At 69.8% G+C, this 18,679-nt stretch carries 16 protein-coding genes and 1 pseudogene; 11 read left to right on the top strand and 6 right to left on the bottom strand.

From position 1 onward, the window contains the following. The first annotated feature begins 344 nt into the window (after nt 1-344). From J7E87_RS30210 to J7E87_RS30190, 5 genes are all read left to right on the top strand, one after another. Complete coding sequence (locus J7E87_RS30210; RefSeq protein ID WP_215097785.1) at nt 345-650, top strand: hypothetical protein; 306 nt, start codon at nt 345-347, stop codon at nt 648-650. Nucleotides 651-725: 75 nt separating this feature from the next. Then, nucleotides 726-1,661, top strand: coding sequence for a hypothetical protein (locus J7E87_RS30205; RefSeq protein WP_215097784.1), 936 nt, complete (start codon nt 726-728; stop codon nt 1,659-1,661). A 175-nt stretch (nt 1,662-1,836) separates the two neighbouring features. After that, the gene (locus tag J7E87_RS30200; RefSeq protein ID WP_215097783.1) at nt 1,837-2,385 is read left to right on the top strand and encodes a single-stranded DNA-binding protein; all 549 of its coding nucleotides are present in this window, start codon (nt 1,837-1,839) and stop codon (nt 2,383-2,385) included. Then, complete coding sequence (locus tag J7E87_RS30195; protein WP_215097782.1) at nt 2,322-2,888, top strand: DNA-processing protein DprA; 567 nt, start codon at nt 2,322-2,324, stop codon at nt 2,886-2,888. The genes J7E87_RS30200 and J7E87_RS30195 overlap by 64 nt, the downstream gene beginning before the upstream one ends. Nucleotides 2,889-2,994: 106 nt before the next feature. After that, complete coding sequence (locus J7E87_RS30190; protein WP_215097781.1) at nt 2,995-3,348, top strand: hypothetical protein; 354 nt, start codon at nt 2,995-2,997, stop codon at nt 3,346-3,348. A gap of 81 nt (nt 3,349-3,429) precedes the next feature. Here J7E87_RS30190 and J7E87_RS30185 read toward each other — a convergent pair. Next, nucleotides 3,430-4,581, bottom strand: a pseudogene (locus J7E87_RS30185) (RNA-guided endonuclease InsQ/TnpB family protein); the annotation flags it as partial. A gap of 165 nt (nt 4,582-4,746) precedes the next feature. Between J7E87_RS30185 and J7E87_RS30180 the strand changes: the two are divergent. After that, complete coding sequence (locus J7E87_RS30180; RefSeq protein ID WP_215097779.1) at nt 4,747-5,655, top strand: hypothetical protein; 909 nt, start codon at nt 4,747-4,749, stop codon at nt 5,653-5,655. Between the two features lie 630 nt (nt 5,656-6,285). Here J7E87_RS30180 and J7E87_RS36295 read toward each other — a convergent pair. The 4 genes from J7E87_RS36295 to J7E87_RS30160 form a co-directional block, all read right to left on the bottom strand. Next, on the bottom strand, nt 6,286-9,081 hold the full coding sequence (locus J7E87_RS36295) for an Ig-like domain repeat protein (protein WP_215097778.1): 2,796 nt from the start codon (nt 9,079-9,081) through the stop codon (nt 6,286-6,288). A gap of 150 nt (nt 9,082-9,231) precedes the next feature. Continuing rightward, nucleotides 9,232-9,633: a hypothetical protein gene (locus J7E87_RS30170; protein ID WP_215097777.1), complete on the bottom strand. Its 402-nt coding sequence runs from the start codon at nt 9,631-9,633 to the stop codon at nt 9,232-9,234. Nucleotides 9,634-10,213: 580 nt separating this feature from the next. Beyond that, nucleotides 10,214-11,650 (bottom strand): hypothetical protein, encoded by a 1,437-nt coding sequence (locus J7E87_RS35610; RefSeq protein WP_251018215.1) that lies wholly within the window; start codon nt 11,648-11,650, stop codon nt 10,214-10,216. Further along, a complete protein-coding gene (locus J7E87_RS30160) occupies nt 11,647-13,110 on the bottom strand; it encodes a hypothetical protein (protein ID WP_215097776.1) in 1,464 nt (487 codons plus the stop codon). The genes J7E87_RS35610 and J7E87_RS30160 overlap by 4 nt, the downstream gene beginning before the upstream one ends. A 706-nt stretch (nt 13,111-13,816) precedes the next feature. Here J7E87_RS30160 and J7E87_RS30155 point away from each other — a divergent pair. Genes J7E87_RS30155 through J7E87_RS30140 form a run of 4 tightly spaced genes read left to right on the top strand, consistent with a single transcriptional unit; the run spans nt 13,817 to nt 17,305 of the window. After that, entirely contained in the window at nt 13,817-14,749 is a 933-nt protein-coding gene (locus J7E87_RS30155) for a conjugal transfer protein (protein ID WP_215097775.1), read from the top strand. Then, nucleotides 14,746-15,066, top strand: coding sequence for a hypothetical protein (locus J7E87_RS30150; protein ID WP_215097774.1), 321 nt, complete (start codon nt 14,746-14,748; stop codon nt 15,064-15,066). The genes J7E87_RS30155 and J7E87_RS30150 overlap by 4 nt, the downstream gene beginning before the upstream one ends. Then, a complete protein-coding gene (locus J7E87_RS30145) occupies nt 15,063-15,638 on the top strand; it encodes a hypothetical protein (RefSeq protein ID WP_215097773.1) in 576 nt (191 codons plus the stop codon). Before J7E87_RS30150 ends, J7E87_RS30145 begins: the two co-directional genes overlap by 4 nt. Then, nucleotides 15,635-17,305 (top strand): hypothetical protein, encoded by a 1,671-nt coding sequence (locus J7E87_RS30140; protein WP_308313128.1) that lies wholly within the window; start codon nt 15,635-15,637, stop codon nt 17,303-17,305. The genes J7E87_RS30145 and J7E87_RS30140 overlap by 4 nt, the downstream gene beginning before the upstream one ends. Nucleotides 17,306-17,651: 346 nt before the next feature. On the opposite strand, the gene J7E87_RS30135 is transcribed toward J7E87_RS30140, so the two are convergent. Then, nucleotides 17,652-18,053 carry a hypothetical protein gene (locus tag J7E87_RS30135; RefSeq protein ID WP_215097772.1) on the bottom strand — a complete coding sequence of 134 codons (402 nt, stop codon included), beginning with the start codon at nt 18,051-18,053 and terminating at the stop codon, nt 17,652-17,654. A gap of 128 nt (nt 18,054-18,181) precedes the next feature. Here J7E87_RS30135 and J7E87_RS30130 point away from each other — a divergent pair, with 128 nt between their 5' ends. Further along, a complete protein-coding gene (locus tag J7E87_RS30130; RefSeq protein WP_215097771.1) occupies nt 18,182-18,604 on the top strand; it encodes a hypothetical protein in 423 nt (140 codons plus the stop codon). Nucleotides 18,605-18,679 lie beyond the last annotated feature (75 nt).

Genomic DNA, 18,679 nt, shown 5'->3' with positions numbered 1-18,679 from the left:
CGGGCACGGGGAGGACGGTTGTAATCGAACAGGGTGCCTAGTCGGGTGATCTTGGCTGGGTGGATGTATGAAGGCAGGGCCTCCGGTACAGCACGAGGGTTGCTGAAGCCAACTCGTGATCCTGGAGGCCCTGTTGATGCAGTTGTACGCGGTTTCGTCCTCGGGGTTCAACTCGGCGCCGTCGGCGTGCGATTGCCTCGCGCACCGGTTCGGGAACGCGGCTGACCGGCCGGAGAGAGCGCGACCCGCGGCCTGGCCTGCACGGCCACCAGCAACAAGGGCACTCCGGGGAACCCGCGGGAGTTCGTGTAAATGGCACCGTCACGCACTACCGCACGCGCCCGTTGCTCGCCTCGCACCCCGCGGGCCGCCCCTGCACCGCCCCGTCCTGCCCCTGCCCCTGCCCAGCGCAGACCCCCGACGAGGGGCACACCGCCCGCGGCGGACGGCCCGCCGACCAGTACGAGGCCTGGATGATCGCCGCCCGGCACTACCAGCTCGTCCCCCACCAGAAGACTCCCGATGTCCCGGTCGGAATCAGCCTGGACGTGCCCATCCTGCGCAGGCGCACCCTGCGCGCGGCCGTCCTGCCCGCCGACGGCGCCGCCCTGCTCGCCCTGCTGCGCGCAGCCCTGGACCTGGAGCCGTAGCACCGGGGCGTCATCCCGACAGCGCGCGACCACCGCGCACTGCGACCGCTGTTCGACCAACCAGAGAGGCTTACCGTGATCACCCCCAACCCCCGCACGCCCGAGGGCATGGCCGTGCTCCAGCTGCACGACAGGCTGGCCGAGTTGGAAGAGGACAAAGGCGAGTGGCCCGGCGCGGACGCCGTCACGATCATCTCCGACTGGCTGGCACGGTTCGACATCCCCACCGCCTCGGAGCCGGCCTTCACCCGCATTCCGCCGCGCCCGCCGGGCCAGGCCTGGGTGCTGCGCCGCTGGGACCGTCACCAAGACACCGTCGGCCTGTTCACCGACGAGGACGCCGCCCTGGCCAGCCTCGCCCACCACGTACGCACAAGCTGGGCAAACCTCCTCGGCGACGGCGACGTCCCCAACAATCCGCCCGCCGACGACCGTCCGGCCGTGGATCTCTACTACGGGCCCGAGCACGACAACCGCCCGGACGAGGGCTACTCCCTGTACGCCGACACCATCAGCGGAGTACGCCGCGAACGGATCGTGCCGCTCGACTTCCGCTTCCCGGAGGCCGGCGCCTGCGCGCGGGCGCACCGTGACGCCGTCTTCTACCCCGGAACCCACGGCGATCTGCCCTGTGTCTCGGTCGACGACATTCTGGTGTTCGCCTATCTCGACCACGAGCTCGGCGCCTTCCGGGTGTCCATCCACCTCGACAGCGCCCCGGAGCACCTCGTCCGGCCCGACGGCACGGTCCCGCTGCGCGTCGTGGTCGAGGACACGGTCGTACTCGACGACAGCGGTGAAGCAGGTGCGCCACAACCGCCCCTGCTGGACACGTTGCTGAGCGCGGCCGATGACGGGCAGAGGGAGGCGATCCGGGCAGCGGCCCTGGCCGCGGGCGTCCTGTGGCGCTGCCCGGTCTGCCAGTGGGACAACCCGGAGGCGGCGACCTGCTGCGAGGGTCCCGGGCCCTGCCGGAAGCCCAAGCCCGCCGCAGAGCAGACCGCCGCGTAGGCGACGGGGAAAACGAACCGCGCGAGTCCAGGACTGCGGCCGGCCTCGCCGGGGGCGGGTGCTCCCGTCCGGAAGGAAAAGGGGATGACACCCGCCCCCTGTTTTAGTATTATGGAACCTGTTCGGGTGGCTCCCGGGCACTGCCAGAACGTTCGTCGCATCGAGGAGTACCTCCATGAGCGGAGAGACCGCCGCCGTCATCCGTGGCCGCGTCTACGGAACCGTGCAGCTGCGCCACACCGAACGTGGCACGCCCGCCGCCCGGTTCACCGTGGTGCAGGTCCCGCGCGAGTACGACCGTGCACGCGGCCAGTGGCGCGACGGGGAACCGGTCCCGGTCATCTGCACCGTCACCGGTCCCCTTGCCCGGCACGTCGCCGAATGCCTCACCGACGCCGTGCACGTGATCGCCACCGGGAACGTGGCCCTGCGCGACAACGTGCTCTATCTCGACTCCGCCCAGGTCGGCGTGGACCTCGCCCACCACGTTGCCTACATCGACGACACCCTGCCCGCCGTCCTCGCCGGACGCGCCCCCGCTCGGGCCGCGCGCGCGGCCGCCACGCCCGCGTCGCCGCCCGCTCACCGCGCCGCACCGGCCCGTCCCACCACGGCAGCCCGCCCGGCTCCGGTCCCGGCCGCAGCGCCGGAGACCGACTGGTGGCGGTCCGCGCCGCGCACGTCCTGGGACGCCGCCACCGCGCCCAGCCGCACCGGGCGCTGACCGCGCCCCCGATCCAGCACACCACCCATCGCGGCACCGGCATCCCGCCGGCCGCAGCCCTGTCACGGAGGTTCGCCGTGCCCAGCCCCGCCCTGCCCGAACGCGCCGCCCGCGCCGCGCTCGCCGCCCACTTCACGCCCGCCCAACTCGCCGCTGAGCTCGCCCAGTTCTCCGCCCCAGAGGTCTGGGAGCGGCGCGTCCGCGACGACAACACTGGACGCCTGGCCCAGTACAAGCCGACCGACGAAGTCACCAACGCGCAGCTGTCCTGCCAGTTCATCATCCCCTCGGACGAGGTCTGGCCCGCCGCCCTGGCCGACCTCGGGCCCGACTGCCCGCTGGGCCTGTGGGCCCGCGGAGGCGACAAGCTGCCGCAGCTCACCGCCAGCGCCGTCGCGGTGACCGGCAACCGCAAGGCGACCGAGCAGGCGATCACCCGTGCGCAGGTCTTCGCCACCGCCATCGCCGAGGCCGGTCACACGGTCACCGCGACGCTCGCGTAATGCGACGACTGCACCGCCCACAGCTGATACCCGCCGTGTGCCGCGGCCGAGTTCGTCCGGCCCCGGCCCGGCACACGCCCCCTTACAGTGGATGAAGGAGATGACCATGGACACCAACCCCACCGCCCTGCTCCTCGACCTCGCCGCCAGCGCCCAGGACCTGAGTGACCGGGACGCGCTGCAGGACCTTCTCGCCACAGGCCACCGCGCCTGGTGCGAGGGCGTCGCCGACGTCCAATCCGGCATCCGCCGGGAGGCCGCGAACCTGTCCGACGCCCAGCTCGCCGAGCGCTGCTCTGCAGCGGGCGCTCCGTGGGAAGAGGGGATGACGCGCGGCGAGGCGGTCTCCGCCCTCGTGTTCGCGACCTGGGATGCCGCGCCGGCCGCCATGGCCTACACGGAGCTGGAAGAGCGCGCCGCACTCTTCGGTGTCTGCCTTGTTGGCGAGGAACTTCTTTGACTTCCACTCCCCGCTCTAAAGGGCGGGGGTCCCTACCACGGTCGGCTGACCGTCTCGGTGGGTTCCTGCTTCAACACGCTACGCCGGTACAGGTACCGGGCTTACCTGCGCTCGACAGGCTGTCACGGCCAGTCCGGCCGCCTTGGCGACGTTGACCGCCGCGTTGATGTCTCTGTCCAGTACGACTCCGCAGGCCCCGCATGTCCACTGCCGGATGTGCAGAGGCTTCGGGCCGTCCTTCACACCGCACGCTGAGCAGACCTGCGACGTCGGCTCGAACCGGCCGATACGTACAAAGGTGCGCCCGTACCGTGCGGCCTTGTACTCCAACATGGCGAGGAACGCCGACCAGCCGGCGTCGTGCACGGACTTGGCCAGGTGCGTGCGGGCGAGACCTTTGACCGCCAAGTTTTCAACGGCAACCGCTTGGTTCTCGCGGATGATCGTCGTTGAAAGCTGGTGGTGGAACTCCCGCCGTGCATCGGCCACCCGTGCGTGAGCGCGAGCCACCTTGTGCCGGGCCTTCTCCCTGTTCTTGCCGCCCTTCTCCTTGCGGGAGAGCGAGCGCTGAGCGTCCTTGAGTTTCCTCTCCGCCCGGCGCAGGAAGCGCGGGGCGTCGATCTTCCGCCCGTCGGACAGGACTGCGAAGTGCCCCAGGCCCAGGTCTATGCCAACCTCGGGCGTTGTCTCGGGCAGTACCTCGGACGGTTCGGTCTCTACAACGAACGAACAGAAGTACCGGCCCGCGCTGTCCTTGATCACCGTCACCGCGGACGGGGTGGACGGTAGGGCGCGGGACCACTTCACTCGGACGTCTCCGATTTTCGGCAGGCGCAAGCCGCCGCCGGGAGTGATCGACCAACGGGCGTTGGCGGTGAACCTGACGGCCTGCCGCGTGTCCCTCTTCGACTTCAATTGGGGCGGCCCCATCTTGGGGCGCTTGCCCTTCAGGCCGTTGAAGAAGTTCCGGTACGCCCCGTCCAGATCCCGGAGGGACTGTTGCAGCACGACGGCCGAGACTTCCCCGAGCCATGCCCGCTCCGGGGTCTTCTTCGCCTCGGTCAGCCGCTTACTCAGCTCCGCCGTAGTGACGAACGGCAGGCCGGCAGCACGGGCGTCCTCACGAGCGCGAAGCCCGTCATTGAAGACGACCCGCGCGCACCCGAACGCCCTGGCCAGCGCGGCACGGTGAGGCCCGTTTGGATACAGGCGGAACGAGTACCTGAGCTGCATGAGAACACCCCCCTTCGACTGGTGATCAACATAGTGCGGGCCACTGACAACGGAGCGAGGCTCGGCGCTGGGCTGGACACGAACCCACCGGCTTTGGCATTATCGAACCTGTCGCGCTCGACCGGGTGTCGGCACCGCCTTGCTGATCCTTTCAAAGGGGCCCAGATGTCTCCCGCCGAGCGGCTCGTGGACACTGCGCAGATCGTGTCCGAGTTCGGCACGAGCAAGCCCCGGATCAGCGAGTGGAGCAACGATCCGGACAGCGGTTTCCCCGCGGGCGCTCACACCGAGGGCCGCAAGCGGTTCTGGCGCCACGACGAGGTCGCGGCGTTCTTCGCGCAGCGCGCACCGAAGAAGCGGACGCTGCCGGCCGCGGTGCTCGAGGCCGACCAGGACGAGCTGCTGACCAAGCGGGAGGTGGCCAAGCTCCTCGGCTACACCCGTACCTCCACCATCGACGCCTACTTCCGCGACCGGCCTGGGTACTTCCCCGAGCCCGACGAGGACATCGACGGCCCGATGTGGCGCCGGGGCACGATCGTCGCCTGGGCTATCAGCCGCCCCGGCAAGGGCCGGCGCAGCTCCGCCCCGGCCGCCGCGCTGCCCGCAGTGCCGGTCGACGGGGACCCCGACGAGCTGCTCGGTACGGCCGAGGTCGCAAGCCTGTTCGGCTACGGCAGCGTCGCCTCCTTCTCCAGCGCCCTCTACCAGGGGCGCATCCCCGAGCTCCCCGAGCCGGACACCCTGGAGAGGGAGGAGGGCAGCCGCGGCGGGGCCCGCAAGAAGTGGCGCCGGGCCACCGTCGTCGCCGCCGCCCGCAAGCGCGGTGTGCTGCCGGCCGACGACCAGGACGAGAACGAGGACCTCGTCGGCGCCGCCGAAGCGGCCCGGATCCTTGGGTACAGCAACGCCGACAGCTTCATCAGCGCGCTCGGGCACGGGCTCCTGCCCGACCTCGAGCAGCCCGACGGGTTCGAGTACCGCCGCGGCAGTGCCGGCCGACCGCGCCAGCAGCGTTGGAAACGCTCCCGCCTCGAGAAGCTGGCCGCCGCCCGCCGGTCCTCGACGCCCTGACTACAGCGCACCGACCCGCGTTTCACGCGGGATACCGTAAGACCGCGGCCTCTGGTTTAAGGGATCGACGAACTCCCGGCGGGCCAGACGCCGCACGATGGCCGGTATGGAGAGGCCAGCCACCTCTCCGCCGCGAAGGCCGCACGGCTTCGCGGCACCGGCCATCGCCGTTTCCTGAAGGCTCCCGCAATGCCGCCCCGAGCTCCTCTCCAGGTTCCGGAGTGATCACATGCCCAGGCGGGCTCTTCTCCCCTCTCTCCCTTCCAAGGCGCGCCGCCCGGCAGCAAGCCGAGTGATCGTGGACCCCGCAGTGCCGGACAGACAGCGACGGACGGCGGGTGACGCGGGCCACGCCCACCCCTCCCCGGCGGACCGCCGACAACAATCGCTCCACGCCGACGCGCCCGAGGAAAGAAGAACGATCAGATGCTGGCCTCGCGCAACGTGTCGTAATCTCGCGCCGATGTCGTATCCGTGTCAGATACGACATCGGCCGTGAGACCGCCAAAGGTTTCCCTGGATTCGCTCATTCGAGTGGGAGATCTTCGTCTTCAGGCGTCCGGCCAGGCCCTTCTGGGCCTGGCCGGACGGTGTCGCTCCGGGCGGCAACGGGACGCTATGGGTTCGGCCTCAGAGGGCCGTGCACTGGCCTGTGCGGCTTCCCGTCACCGTGTTGGGGGTACCGCGGTTGGTCGGCGGTGGGACATTGCCGGCGCAGGAGAGCGAGCCGTGAATGGTGTTGCCCACGATGGCCGCGCGATCGTCCGCCGGGAACGGCCCGGTGCCTGTCGTGCCGTTCACCTGCACCGAGCCGCCGATGTCGTTGGCAACGAGCTCGGCGCCGGAATGGCTGTGGGTGAGCTGAACGCTGCCGGTGATGTGGTTGCCTGGGCAGTGGTCGTCACCTGGGTCGCCGATGACAACGAAGCCGGTGGCACGGTTGACCTGTACCGATCCGACCGTGCTGCCACAGACGCTGAACAGGGTGCCGTCCGAAGACTGGACGCTGCCCTTGATGGTCGAGTTGCTGATGAACAGTGCGACGTTCGCGCCACCGTAGACCGCGCCACGCACGGTGGCGTCGATGATGCATGTGCTTTCACGGGTCGCGATGACGGAGCTGTTGACTTGGCCAGTGATGGTCCGGGTGCAGGCGACCGTCTGGGTGAGCGTCTCGGTACCGGCCGCCAGGTAGTTGTCGTCGCCGCCGTAGTCGGCAGTGATGGTGTGCGGGCCGGGCAGCAGGTTGGACGTGGTGACCTGGATCTGGCTGCAGTTGGGTCCGCCGCCCGGGGCGAGGGTCGGTGTGCCCAGCATGGTGGTGCCGTCCTTGACGGTGACGGTTCCGGTCGGCGGCGCGGTCGGGGCTGTGCTCGCACCGCTCGGGCAGACCGTGTCGGTGAAGGTCACCGGGCTGCCGAATCCGGAGGGGTTTGCGCTGGAGGAGAGCGTCGTTTCGACCGGCGCCTTGTTCACCGTCTGGGTCAGGGTGGGAGCTGTGCTCGGTTTGAAATTGTCGTTGCCGCTGTAGGCGGCGTTCACGGTGTGTGTTCCCGGGCTCAGCGTCGAGATCGCGGTCGAGGTCGCCTCACCGGTCGTCGTGTTGACCGGGACGGGCCCGCCCAGGGCGCTGCCGTCGACCTCGAAGCTCACCGTGCCGCCGTCCGGGACCGGATCGACGGTGGCGGTGAACGTCACCGGCTGGCCGTACACCGACGGGTTGGCCGACGAGGCGAGCGATGTCTGCGATTTCTGCGGCGCGGTGAAGAACATCGCGTGGATCGGCGGGGTCGTGCTCGGGTTCGCGCCGCTGGTGTTTCCGGAGAATGTGCCGTAGAAGGTATTGTCGGCCGCCTTGAGCTGCTGGTAGTCGCCGAGCACACGCTGCCGGGCGCAGTCGAGGTTGGGGGGATTCGGAGCTGGCGGTGACGGGGCGGTGTTGCAGCCGGTTTGGTCCTGCTCCGGCGATGCGAAGGTCTGCAGCACAGTGTCGGTGAAGGTGGCGCCGTGGTCCGTGCTGCGGGCCAGATGCGCCGAGAAGGTGGGGAAGCCCGCGGTGTTGTTGCCGTCGAAGGTGTCGTAGAGGACGCCGATGGTTCCGTCGTTGAGCACCGCGACCGAGGGGAGCGCCGCATTCGTCGACGTGGCGACGTTGACCGCAGCTCCGACATTGAGACCGCCGGAGCCGTTGTCGGTGAGCCGGCGGATTCTGAGCTGGTTGTTGCCCGATACATCCGCCCCGTAGACGACATACACGTCGCCGTTGCCGGGGTCGACGGCCGCGTGGTTCACGCCGCCGAGCAGCGCGTTCACACCGCCGAACTTGTATCCGATGCCCTGGTCGCTGTTTTCGGTGGCCACGACGATGCCGTCGTTGTTGCCGTTTAGCCTCCAGTTCGCCCCGCCGTCGTCCGACCGGTTGAGCCGGTAGGTGACATTGACCGGCTGATTCCGCAGGACGCTGTTGGGCTGCAAGGTGCCCGTCGACTGCTGGTAGAGCGCATACATCGTGCCATTGCGCGGGTCATTGGCCAGCCGCAGGCCGCCGTTGGTGGTGAGCGGGCTCATCGTGCCCGCGATGTTGTCCGCGGTGATGTTGACCGGATTGGCTCCGTAGGAGACGCCCACCCGTGCGTCCGGGGTGCCGCCGAAGTCCTGGTAGGCGGCGTAGACGTTGTCCTGTGTCGCCGTAGTCGTGTCACGGTTGACCAGCACCCAGGGCTGATCGACGTTGGTGCGGGTGCCGCTGGTGGCCTGGGCCGGGTTGCCGTTCCAGGTCCACGACGCGGCATTGGTGGGGTCAGCCGTCGAACCGGTCACCACACGCTTGGTCTTGCACTCCGGAATGGCCGGGGGCCCTGCGACAGGGGCATTGCATGCGAGGAACGAGCCGTAGAGCCTGCCGTCGCGGCCGTAGTCGATGGTCTGGTCATACGGGCCGTTCGGCGCGTCCGTCAGGCCCGGCGTCGGGATGGTGTGCTCCTCCGTCCAGGTGCTCCCGCCATCGTCGGAGTAGAGCAGATCCGCGTTGCCGTTCTGCCAGAACTGAAAGTTGAACCGGGTGATCGCGATCTCGTCGGGGTTGGCCGGGTTGATCGCAATGGACGGTTCGCCGCGGCCACCCCCCGTGCTCGTGGCGGCGGAAGCGTCCGCGTCGATGACGAACGCCCCGGCCAGCCCGGGCACTCGCTGCGGCTTCACCAACTGCGGGCTTGCGGTTTCCTCAGGGACGGTGAGATCCGGCGGGCTGCTGCTGAGGTACTGGTGTTCGCGCGCTGAAGGCGCCGGCGGCGGAGTGGTGGCCCAGGCTTGGAGGGGCAGGCTCACCGGAGCGGAGGCCAGCCCCATCGCGATGGCAGCGATGAGTACGTTCTTGAGCGCGGAAGGTGACCGCCCGGTGGCGGGCGAAGGTGGAACGGCGTCCACGTGCGAATCCCCTCGTTGAGAGATACGAGCGATCAGCAGCGTGGCCGCCGGTCCGGGGCGGGATCGGCGAGGGCACGGTGGGAGCCACTCGTTCGCCGAAGGAACTCCATCCCCCCGGCCGATCGGGTACGCCGTCCGGGGCGTCCCGATTCAGCGCGCGCTGGGGACGGTCAGCGTCACCGAAACCGTCGAGCCGGCGCGCACCTCGGCCTGTCGGCCGATGCCGAAGATGTCCTCGGTGATCCGGTACGACCCGGGCGACAGGGTGAAGGAGAACGACCCGTCCGGCGGTGCGGTGACCGTGCTCGCCACAATGTGTCCGCGCTGGTCACGCGCCCGCACCGGATCGCCGTTCACCGGCACGGATGCGCTGTTCCCGCCGCCCGCGCCGGATCGCGGATCCTGCCCCGGCGGCCGTACAACGACGCCTCTCACCACGCCCTGCAGCCTCTCTGGCCCACACGCGGACGATGCCGCCACGACTGTCACCCCCACTGCCACCACCATCCCGCACAGCGCCACCGCGGGGGCCCTGCTCGTCCGTCCGGCCATCGATCGAACACCTCCGCCTCCAGCGTGGTCGGTGAACGGCGGTAACTCGATCTCCCTCGCTGCCGGTGCAGCCTGCTATTACAGAAGCGCCGTGACGTCCTTCTGCCGACTTGGCTACCGTGAGGCAGCGCAGGTGCGCGGTGCCGTCGGCCATGAGGCGAAGTCCTACACGATGATCTGCGGTCTCACGAGCCATATCCCGATCTCACGGACGATCTATGTTGATCTTCAGGCGTGAGACACCGCAGGTCAGCGCCCGGGACTCTGCCGGCTCCTAGGAAATGACACGTCTCGTGAGACAGAAGGCCCCTGACAGGTCGTGAGACTGCCAGCCGAGCACTGGAGCAGACGCACGGCCGTCGCGCCGCCCAGACAACTACCTGGTGCGGCGCGACCGCCTGCGTCTCGCCTCAGCGGCCGGGCTGGGGGTCCTTGCCGCCGTCGTTCCCGGACGCAGTGACGGGCCCGGTGCCGTCTCCCGCCCGGACTGACCGCCGGCGGCCGCGGTGCTTGGGGCGTGTACACCGAGTCAGCAGTCTGCGGAAGTCCGCCCAGACTTCGTACGCCTCGTAGCCGAACATCACTTGGCTTCCCCGGGATTGGCGGGAACCAGCAGGCCGTCACCCGGCCACAGAGCACACCCCGCCTCCGCCCAGGACAGTTGCTTCCCGACCTCGACGAGGACCTCGATACGGTCGGCGGGCCCGTACACCTGATACCGCCCAGCCGCCGGGTCGTAGGCCCGGACCTCGCTGTGCGGGCCGGAGCACACCAGGGCACGGGCGATGTCCGGCAGGCGAAGGCTGAGGGCGTCGCATTCACGGTCCTGTATGAGCTGGAGCAGGTCCGCGGTGACCGCCTCCCAATCGCCGACCTCCGGCCAGCGCGCACCGCCGTCCAGCTCGTGGGTGAGCGTGGACAACGGCACGATCTCGCCCTGGCGGCGGCCGCGGGTGAGGCAGTCGTAGATGCGGGCGCCGTCGGGCTGCCGGACGTGTGGGTGCAGCAGGGAGGCTGCGGCTACGAGCGAGGTATTGATCTCCTGTGCGGCAGCCGGGTAGTAGGCCTCGTGCGCGAAGAGCAGGTACACCTCGCTGGTGGGCTGCTCGGGACCGTCCTGGGGCATGTGCGTTTCCTCCTTCGTCGTGACGGGGGTCGTGTGGTCGGCTGAGGGCTGGGGCTGCCGGCGGGGCCCGGGCGGACAGGGACCCAGCGGCTGCTGCCGGCCGGGCCGGTCTGGGCGGGCGGGCGGTGCGTCGCCCGCCGTGTGCGTGACGATCTGGCCGGTCTGGAAGGCGAGTTGCAGCATCAGGCGTTCCCGGGCGATGAGCTCGCTGGAGGCCGAGCGGGTGTCGTGGCGCTGGAGCAGGTCGGCGGTGTCGAACAACTGGTGGTGGCCGACTTCGACAGCGCGCCGCACCTCGTAGCGGTCGCTGCCGACGGCCGCTTCGACGAGGCCGGTGTGCAGAGCGGTGAGGCGCTGGAGGTAGCGGCAGGCGGCTTCGGCCTCGACGATCCGGACGTTCTCGCCGGCGCGGGCATCGAGCCGGTCAGGCAGATGCTCCACGAGCAGTGGGGCTAGGGCGGCCGCCGGCAGCACGATGCTGACGGGGACGCCGTGGATGAGCGCGAGGGTGGCCGCAAGCAGGGTGAGGGCCGTGACGACGGCGGTGGTCGATCGTACGGTCACGGGGCCGAGGCGGATCCGGTTCGTGGGACGCCTGGCCAGCCAGCGCCGGCCAAGGCGCTGGGAGCGGGTCGCGATCGGGGTGAACACGGCGATCCGGTGGGGCTGTTCGGGCAGGCTGCCGTCGGCCGAGACGCTCCAGTCGATCCATCCCCATCCGGCTCGTTCACGGATCAGGACGGGATCGCAGTTGGCCGCGCAACCGGAGCCGCAGCAGACGTGGCCGTCGCGCGCGGCGCGGGAGCGTTTCCTCTCCCACCGCTGCGGCTGCTGCTGGAACGGGCTCAGCCGCTGAGCGATCCCGGCCGTTGGCGGTGCATGGGTGGTCATGGTGTGCTTCCTTCCAGCAGGTTGGTCGATGCAGTGGCGCAGGTGGTGCAGCGGCCGTCGCCGTCGGGGTGGGCGCGCCGGGGTGTGGGTCCGGAACAGGTGGGGCACGGCGGCCAGCGGAGGCAGGCAGGGCAGAGGTCTTCGCCAGGAGCGGTTCCGGGAACGCCGCAGCCGGCGCATTCGACGAGCGCTCGGTAGGTCAGGGCCTCGGTCACCGTGCGGGCGGCGGACCCCGTGGACAACCGCCCGGTCACCGGCCACCCATGCGGTTCGTCCTCCAGGGCCCCGCCGCGGTGATGACGGCTGTCCAGCGCGGCGGGCGGCGGGTAGGCCTGAGCGGCCCGCAGGCGTGCGGCGATGATCGCACCGACCGTGGTGCGCACCGGTTGCGGCAAGGGCCGGTCGGTGATGACGTGGCGCAGCTGCTCGCTGCTCCAGCCGGCGTCCATCATCACGGTGAGCACGCGGCCCTGATCGGCCAGCACCTTCCCGGTCAGCAGGAGTTCCGGACGGCTCGCTCCGATCTCGAGCAGCAGCTGGATCCCCGGATGCATCTCGTCCGCCGGGAGCGCGGCCGGCAGGGACGCGGGTGCGTCCGGCTGGTCCGCCCCTTGGAGTGTTCGCGCGACGTCGCTCCGGTCGCACGGAGGGACGGATCTGGTCTTCTGCTTGTTGGTCTTCTTTCTGTTGGTGTTCTTAGTGGGGCGATTAACCGACGTCGGGTTATCCACCGGTGGAAATCCCGACATCGGTTGCGACCTGCTGTTTTGCAGGCTGGGCAGGTCGGTGATGAAGTACGCGGCCGCGCCGAGGGTGCCGTCGGGGTTGCGCTCGCGTTCCCGGAGCAAGAAGCCGAACTTCTCCAGCTCCTTGAGCCCGCTCTTGACGGCCGCCTCACCGTCGCGGCCGCGGCGCGCCAGGTCGGTGACGCTCATCCGCCAGCCGTCCCGGTGCGTGCTGATGAGCCCGAACAGGCCCTGGGCTTTGAAGGACAGCCTTGAGTCACGGAACAGGCCGTTGGCGATCTGAGTGAACTGGTCAGCCGCCATCACCCCGCGGCGGATCCCCGCCCCGAAGCCGGGCCCCGCCTCACCCGCCGGCAAGGCGAACGCCGTGCCGGCCGTCGGCGCCAGGTCGGCGTCGACGGGAGCGGGGCGGTCCGTGATCGAGTACACGATCTCGCCGAGCGTCCCGTCGTCGTGCCTGAGCTGTTCGCGGGTGAGGTAGCCGTGCCTCTGTAGTTCGCTCAGGCCGCCGCGTACGGCGTCCCGCCCGTCGGGTCCGGCGCGCACGAGGTCGTCGACCGTCACATGCCAGCCGGCGCGGTGGGTGCTGATGTAGCCGAAGATTCCCTTCGCCTTGAAGCAGAGCCTGCTGTCGCGGAACAGGCCGTTGGCGATCTGGGTGAACTGGTCCGCCGCCATCACCCCACGGCGGATCCCCGCCCGGAAGCGGCTCATCGTGCTTCCTCGCGCGCCATGTGCGCGCGGCCGCCGATGCCCTGGGGCGGGCGTGCGGGCGCGAGGTGGCCGGGGCCGCTGAGCGAGGAGACGTACGCGAGATCCATGCCGTCAGCTCACCCGGCGCCCCCGACCAGGCTGACGGCCACAGCCCCCGACCACCGGTCACGATCCGGCAACATGCGCACTGGGCTGCCGTGGTCGGGCTCATGGTCGGGCCGACCATGGGTCTCCCCCGGTGCTCGGCGGATGCGCAACCGCGGTTGCGCAGCGACGGCGGCACTCGTTGCGCATGCGGCTGCGCAACGAGAGCGGGTCCTGCGCAGTCGGCATGTGTAGCCGACTGCGCACAGTGGGAGGCGCCGTCAGCCTCGGGGGTGCGCAACCGGCAGAGTCGTGCGCAACCGGGCTGCCACGGCCTCCTTCCGGAGGTGGCGCGCGCCCGATCTCTCCGTCTGTTCTGTACCTCCTGGGCTCGCTGGGCCAGTTGCCGTCCCCGCCCTCTTCACGACGGTGGTCCGTTCTGGCATGCCCGGGGCCCGTGGTCGGGGCTGTGGTCGGGCCGACCACAGCCCCGACCATGGCAGCCCAGTGCGCATGTTGCCGGATCGTCACCGTGGTCGGGGGCTCGTGGTCGGTGGTCTGGTCGGGGCCTGCGGGTTTTCTCAAGGTCAGCAAGTACACGATCTGACCTGGGAGTTTGACCATGTCCCCTGGCAAGCAGGCCTTGGAGAGCGATGCTGCTCCTCCGATGGCCGCAGGCGTCGAGTTGGAGAAGATGAGGCGCCGCGTCCGCGTTTCACGTCTGGCGGTCCTGACCGCCATCGCGGCCGGTCCGATCGCCCTGGGCGTCGCGGTGATGTCCGGCCCGGCCACCGCCAAGGCCGCCCCCTCGGACAAGCCAGCGGCTGTGCGCACCGCGGCCGTCGCGGCCGACCCGGCCGGCTATGCGCAGCTGTTCGTCAGCGCGTGGTTGCGCAGCAGCGCGGACGACGCCACGAGTGCGCAGGCTCGTCTCGCGCAGTCGATGGCGCCGGACGTCGAACTACCCGACCTGGTCTCCGGTGCGCAGTCGAAGCCGGAGTCCGTGATGGCGGTGCGCAGTGCGCAGTGCGCAGGGGGCACGTGGTCGGTGACGGTGGCTGCGCAGTACGCCGACGGCCGGGTGCGCAATTACGCCGTGCCGGTTGTCGTCGACCGTGCGGGCGGTTCGTTCACGGTGACCGGCGCGCCTGGCGTGGTGACCGGACCGGCACGGGCTGAGGCGCCGAAGTCGCCGTACGGGGTGACTGTCCCTGAAGGGGATCTGTCGTCTGCGGTCGGGGAGTTCCTTTCCGCGTACCTCACCGGTGCCGGCGAGGTAGGCCGCTACCTCGCTCCCGGTGTGAAGCTGTCGGCCGTCTCCCCCGCCGCGTACCAGGTGGTCACCGTCCAGCATGTGCTCGCTGTCGAGGAAGCGGCGGCCGTCGAGCATGTGCCGGCCGACGGCACCGCGGTGCGCGTCCTGGCCCAGGTGGAAGGCCGGGATGAGGGCGGGCGGTGGCCGCTGGGGTACGAGCTCGCCCTCAAGTCCCGCTCGGGGCGCTGGGAAGTTGCCGCGCTGGAGTCCGGGACCGCCCAGGACGGGGGTGCCCGGTGAACACCGTGCAGAGCCTGATGCTCGCGGGGCAGCTGGACGACCTCGGCGACTCGTGGATCAACATGTTCAAGGACTGGGCGACCAAGGGTCTTCAGGCCGGTCTGGTCTGCCTGGTCGTCGTGATCATGATCCAGAAGTTCAGCCTGAAGGCGGGAATCGGCGCGCTGCTGCTGATGATCATCGCGCTGGGTCTTTACAACTCCCGCAACAGCCTGGCGGGCATGTTCGAGGACGAGGTGAAGAACCCGGCCAAGGGCGTGCGCAGTTCCGATCCGGCCCCGCGGGAGCACCCTGCCGGTGCTGGAGGCTGGCTGTGAGCGCGGCGGCCGCGGGGCGGGTGGGGCGTTTCTACACCTCCGCCCGCCGGCATCCGTGGGTGCTGGGGAAGGTGGCGGACTGGCGCATCCCGCTCGGTCCCTACACACCTGCGCAGATCGCGGTCGCCGTCGGCGGTGGCTTCCTTCTGGTCAAGACGATCGCGTGGTGGTCGTGGATGGGCCCCGTCCCGATTGCGGCCTGGCTGTTGGCGATCTGGGCAGTGCGCCGTCCGAAGATCAGGGGCCGGGCGCCGATGCAGGCGGCGCTGGGCTGGATGCTGCTGGGCTGGCAGCCGCACGGGGGGCGGATCGGCGGCCGCGCTGCTCGTGACCGCGCTCCCCGGCCGTTGCTCGGCGGATTCATCGTGGAGGACGCGTTCGCCCCCGCTCCGGTGGCCGCATCGTTCCGTCCGGCTCGGCGGCCGGAGGAGCGGACACCGCGCCGGCGTCCGGCCACGCCGCGCTTGTCGGCGCGACGCCTCACGGTGTCGGCTGCTCCCGCGGCACCGGTGCGGCCGGTGTCGGGTGTGCAGCAGCTGCTCGCGCTCGCCGAGCAAGGGGGTGTGCGGTGAGGGTGCCGATCCGTCACATCGCCGGGCACCTGGTCTGGTCGACACACGGCAGCGTGTGGGGCGTCTACCGACTGCACCCAGGCCCGGACGCACAGGGCCGTCGCGAGGAGACCGTCCAGGGCACGTACGTGCCGACGGCTGTCCGTGACGAGCAGCTCGCCAAGATCACACACCTGACCCGCTCCCTGTCGGGGGCGCCGCAGCTGTTCGGTCTGTGTGCGCAGGTCGATCCGGGTGAGATCGCCCTGCGGATGATCGAGGGCATCGAGCCGGCCGAGACGGGCCCGGGCCACGGTCCGCATCCGTGGGTGGAGAACGTCGAAGCGACGCTGGATCTTCTGGACGGTCAGGAGATGCACCGCCGCACGCTGTGGCTGGCGGTGCCGCTGCAGACCGAGACAGGCGGCCTCAAGGTGTCGGCATCACTCGGCGCGGCGTGGGCGGAGCTGTCCCCGATGCTGGGCATGCAGCCGGTGCCGGTGGCGCGGCGTGAGGTGACTGCCTACCGCGAGCAGGCCGCCCGGGTGGAGGCCGCGCTCGCCGGCGGCATCGCCTGTCGTCCGGCCCGCCCGGCGGAGATCGTGTGGATGATCCAGCACGCCCTCCACCGCGGGCTGCGCGAGCCGCTGCTGACGGAAGCCGAAGCCAGCGATCTGTTCGGCGGGCAGATCCGTGATGGCGTGCTGCGCTCCCCCAGCTATGCCGACCTCGGCCAAGTACGCCTGCAGGAAGGCGGCGTTGACCCCGCTCTCGACGATGTCGACGAGCTCAAGAGGGCGGGACAGATAACGCGGTCGGGGCGCAAGGCCTGGTGGCGGCTGAACACGGCGTCTCCGCTGCGGCGGCGCTGGCTGCAGGTCGAGTCCGACACCGGAGTGGGCTACCAGGCACAGCTGGCGCTGGCCGAGTGCCCGCCCGCCGTCAGCCAGGACGCCGCCGACCTGTTCGCCCAGCTGGAGACTCTCGACTTCCCCGTCGACTACACCGTCGATCTCACGCTGGTACCGGCGGAGAAGGCGCGGGACCAGGTGCGGCGCAAGAAGAACGAGCTGATCGACCAGGCAGACCAGTACGACGCCCGCCCCACGGGCATGCCGGCCTCGCTCACCGAGGCCGCCCGTGACTTGGGTGAGCTGGACGCCCGCCTGTCGCGCACGTCGGTCGAGGTCGAGGTGCAGTCCGTCACCGTGCTGACGGTGTGGGGCCCGACCGCCGCGGTCTGCGACGCGCGGGCGCGGGCCCTGGCCGCGCTGCTCGGCGGCGCCGATTACCGAGCGGTGCGCCCGGCCGGTCTGCAGGAGGCCCTGTTCTCCCTGGGCCTGCCCGGCACGGTGCGGCCCGGTGTGGTGCGGGAGTTCACCCAGCACCAAATCTCCGAGGACTGGGCGCTGGGCGGCGCCTTCACCGTGGGCGAGGTCGGCGACCCGAACGGGATGTTCCTCGGCTTCGACCTGGACTGCGGCACCACCCGCCCCGTGATGATCAATGTCGCGGATGCGCCCAAGGTGGATGCGTCCGCCTCGATGGGCATCGTCGGGGACTTGGGAGCGGGCAAGAGCGTCCTGGAGAAGCTGATCGCGGAGTCGGTGTGGGCGCGCGGCGGCTGCGCGATCTGTATCGACCGCACCCCCGTACGCGAGTGGGCCACCTTCGCCCGCACCGCATGAGGCTTCGAACACCTCCCTCAACGGCACGGGAGCCTTGTCCGTTGCGGACCCCTACGTCATCACCCGATCAGTGGCCACGCTGCAAGAGCTCACTGATTCACAGGTAGAAACCCCGTGACCTGCGGAAAGCGCGCCCAACGGTGCGCAGAACCGGCCGTACGAGGAGTCGCTGGAGCTGAACCGGCTGGTGCTGCTCGACGAGGTCCCGGCGAACGCGGATTCTGCGCAATGATGTGGCCGACGCATCAACGAGGAAGCAAGTCAAGATTCCCTTGTCGCTACCCTGATCTTAGCTTCGGCTCGTTGCTTGCGTGAGCACATAGTCGGGCTCGTTCCGCCAGCACATTTACTCGGTAAACACCCGCACCGCCACGTCCTCGGCCGAGGTCTGCAGAGAGAGTCCGCACTCGCCGGTGTCGGTCACCTGGTCGGCCCGGAGCGGGAAGCCGGTGAACTCGATCCAGGCGACGCCCGAGTCACCGTCGTCCCAGGTGATCGTGCCCTGCCCGAAGAAGCCGTTACTTCCGGACGGGTCGGTCACGGCGACCGTGAGCGAGTTGACCTCGCCCTTGGTGTTCTCGGCCTGGATGTCGACGGTGAGCTTCACCCCGGGACTGGCGAGTGCCGTGTCCGTAACGGGCGCCAGGCTTCCGACATTGAAGGAGCTTCCCAGTCCGGTGGAATTGGTGCCGGTGACCTGGAGAACGGCCACATTGAACGTCTGAGGGCTGACCGAGACTGTCGCCATGATTGCGCCTCCTTCGCCTCAACCCCCAGAATCCGGCAGCCTGTCCGGAGTTGCAACACGGCGCATTCTGATCCATGGTGAAGTTGCGAATTGCTGGGTCGTGTCCCTTCACACGAAGGAGAACCGCCATGGGAGAAGACACGGACCTGACGCCCACACTCGACGATCTCGTCGCGGACTCCCTTGAGTTGTCGCCGGTCTGGGGTGCCTGGTGCCCAGACGAGGAGAGTCAGGTCGCCCAGGACCTGGCAGCCGAAGTGGACGGAACCACTGCCGCGGAGGAGCACAACCTGGCCACGGGCCACACCGCCGTTGGCACGCTCTCGCTGCCGAACGCGGTCGCGGTCAATACCGACATCCAGCTGTTCCCATTCCCCTTCTGCTTCCGCTACAACGGCCGTCCCTGGCAGTCGATAACCCTCCTCGCACCGGGGGCCGACGAGGCTGCGAAGACCGCCGGTCAACTCATCAACCTCCTCAACCTGGTGGCTACGGGGAAGGGTTTTCCGGCCCTGTTCTCCGCGACGAGCGGCATCTGCTCTGCCTTCTAAGGAAACTGACGCTCCGCCTAAGAGGAAGGAAGTCCTTTCCATTCCGATCTCCGCGCGGGAGCAATGGCCTCAATC

The organism is Streptomyces sp. ISL-1 (assembly GCF_018614585.1).
In the GTDB taxonomy this organism is placed as follows: domain Bacteria; phylum Actinomycetota; class Actinomycetes; order Streptomycetales; family Streptomycetaceae; genus Streptomyces; species Streptomyces maoxianensis.
Note: the sequence above shows the minus strand (reverse complement) of the source record. Positions and strands in the feature narration are given on the sequence as shown.

What these genes read in the sequence shown, in the direction of transcription:
- J7E87_RS30130 (WP_215097771.1), top strand. Translation starts at nt 18,182, where the DNA reads ATGGGAGAAGACACGGACCTGACGCCCACACTCGACGATCTCGTCGCG.
- J7E87_RS30135 (WP_215097772.1), bottom strand. Translation starts at nt 18,053, where the DNA reads ATGGCGACAGTCTCGGTCAGCCCTCAGACGTTCAATGTGGCCGTTCTC.
- J7E87_RS30170 (WP_215097777.1), bottom strand. Translation starts at nt 9,633, where the DNA reads ATGGCCGGACGGACGAGCAGGGCCCCCGCGGTGGCGCTGTGCGGGATG.
- J7E87_RS30200 (WP_215097783.1), top strand. Translation starts at nt 1,837, where the DNA reads ATGAGCGGAGAGACCGCCGCCGTCATCCGTGGCCGCGTCTACGGAACC.
- J7E87_RS30155 (WP_215097775.1), top strand. Translation starts at nt 13,817, where the DNA reads ATGTCCCCTGGCAAGCAGGCCTTGGAGAGCGATGCTGCTCCTCCGATG.
- J7E87_RS30160 (WP_215097776.1), bottom strand. Translation starts at nt 13,110, where the DNA reads ATGAGCCGCTTCCGGGCGGGGATCCGCCGTGGGGTGATGGCGGCGGAC.
- J7E87_RS35610 (WP_251018215.1), bottom strand. Translation starts at nt 11,650, where the DNA reads ATGACCACCCATGCACCGCCAACGGCCGGGATCGCTCAGCGGCTGAGC.
- J7E87_RS30180 (WP_215097779.1), top strand. Translation starts at nt 4,747, where the DNA reads ATGTCTCCCGCCGAGCGGCTCGTGGACACTGCGCAGATCGTGTCCGAG.
- J7E87_RS30190 (WP_215097781.1), top strand. Translation starts at nt 2,995, where the DNA reads ATGGACACCAACCCCACCGCCCTGCTCCTCGACCTCGCCGCCAGCGCC.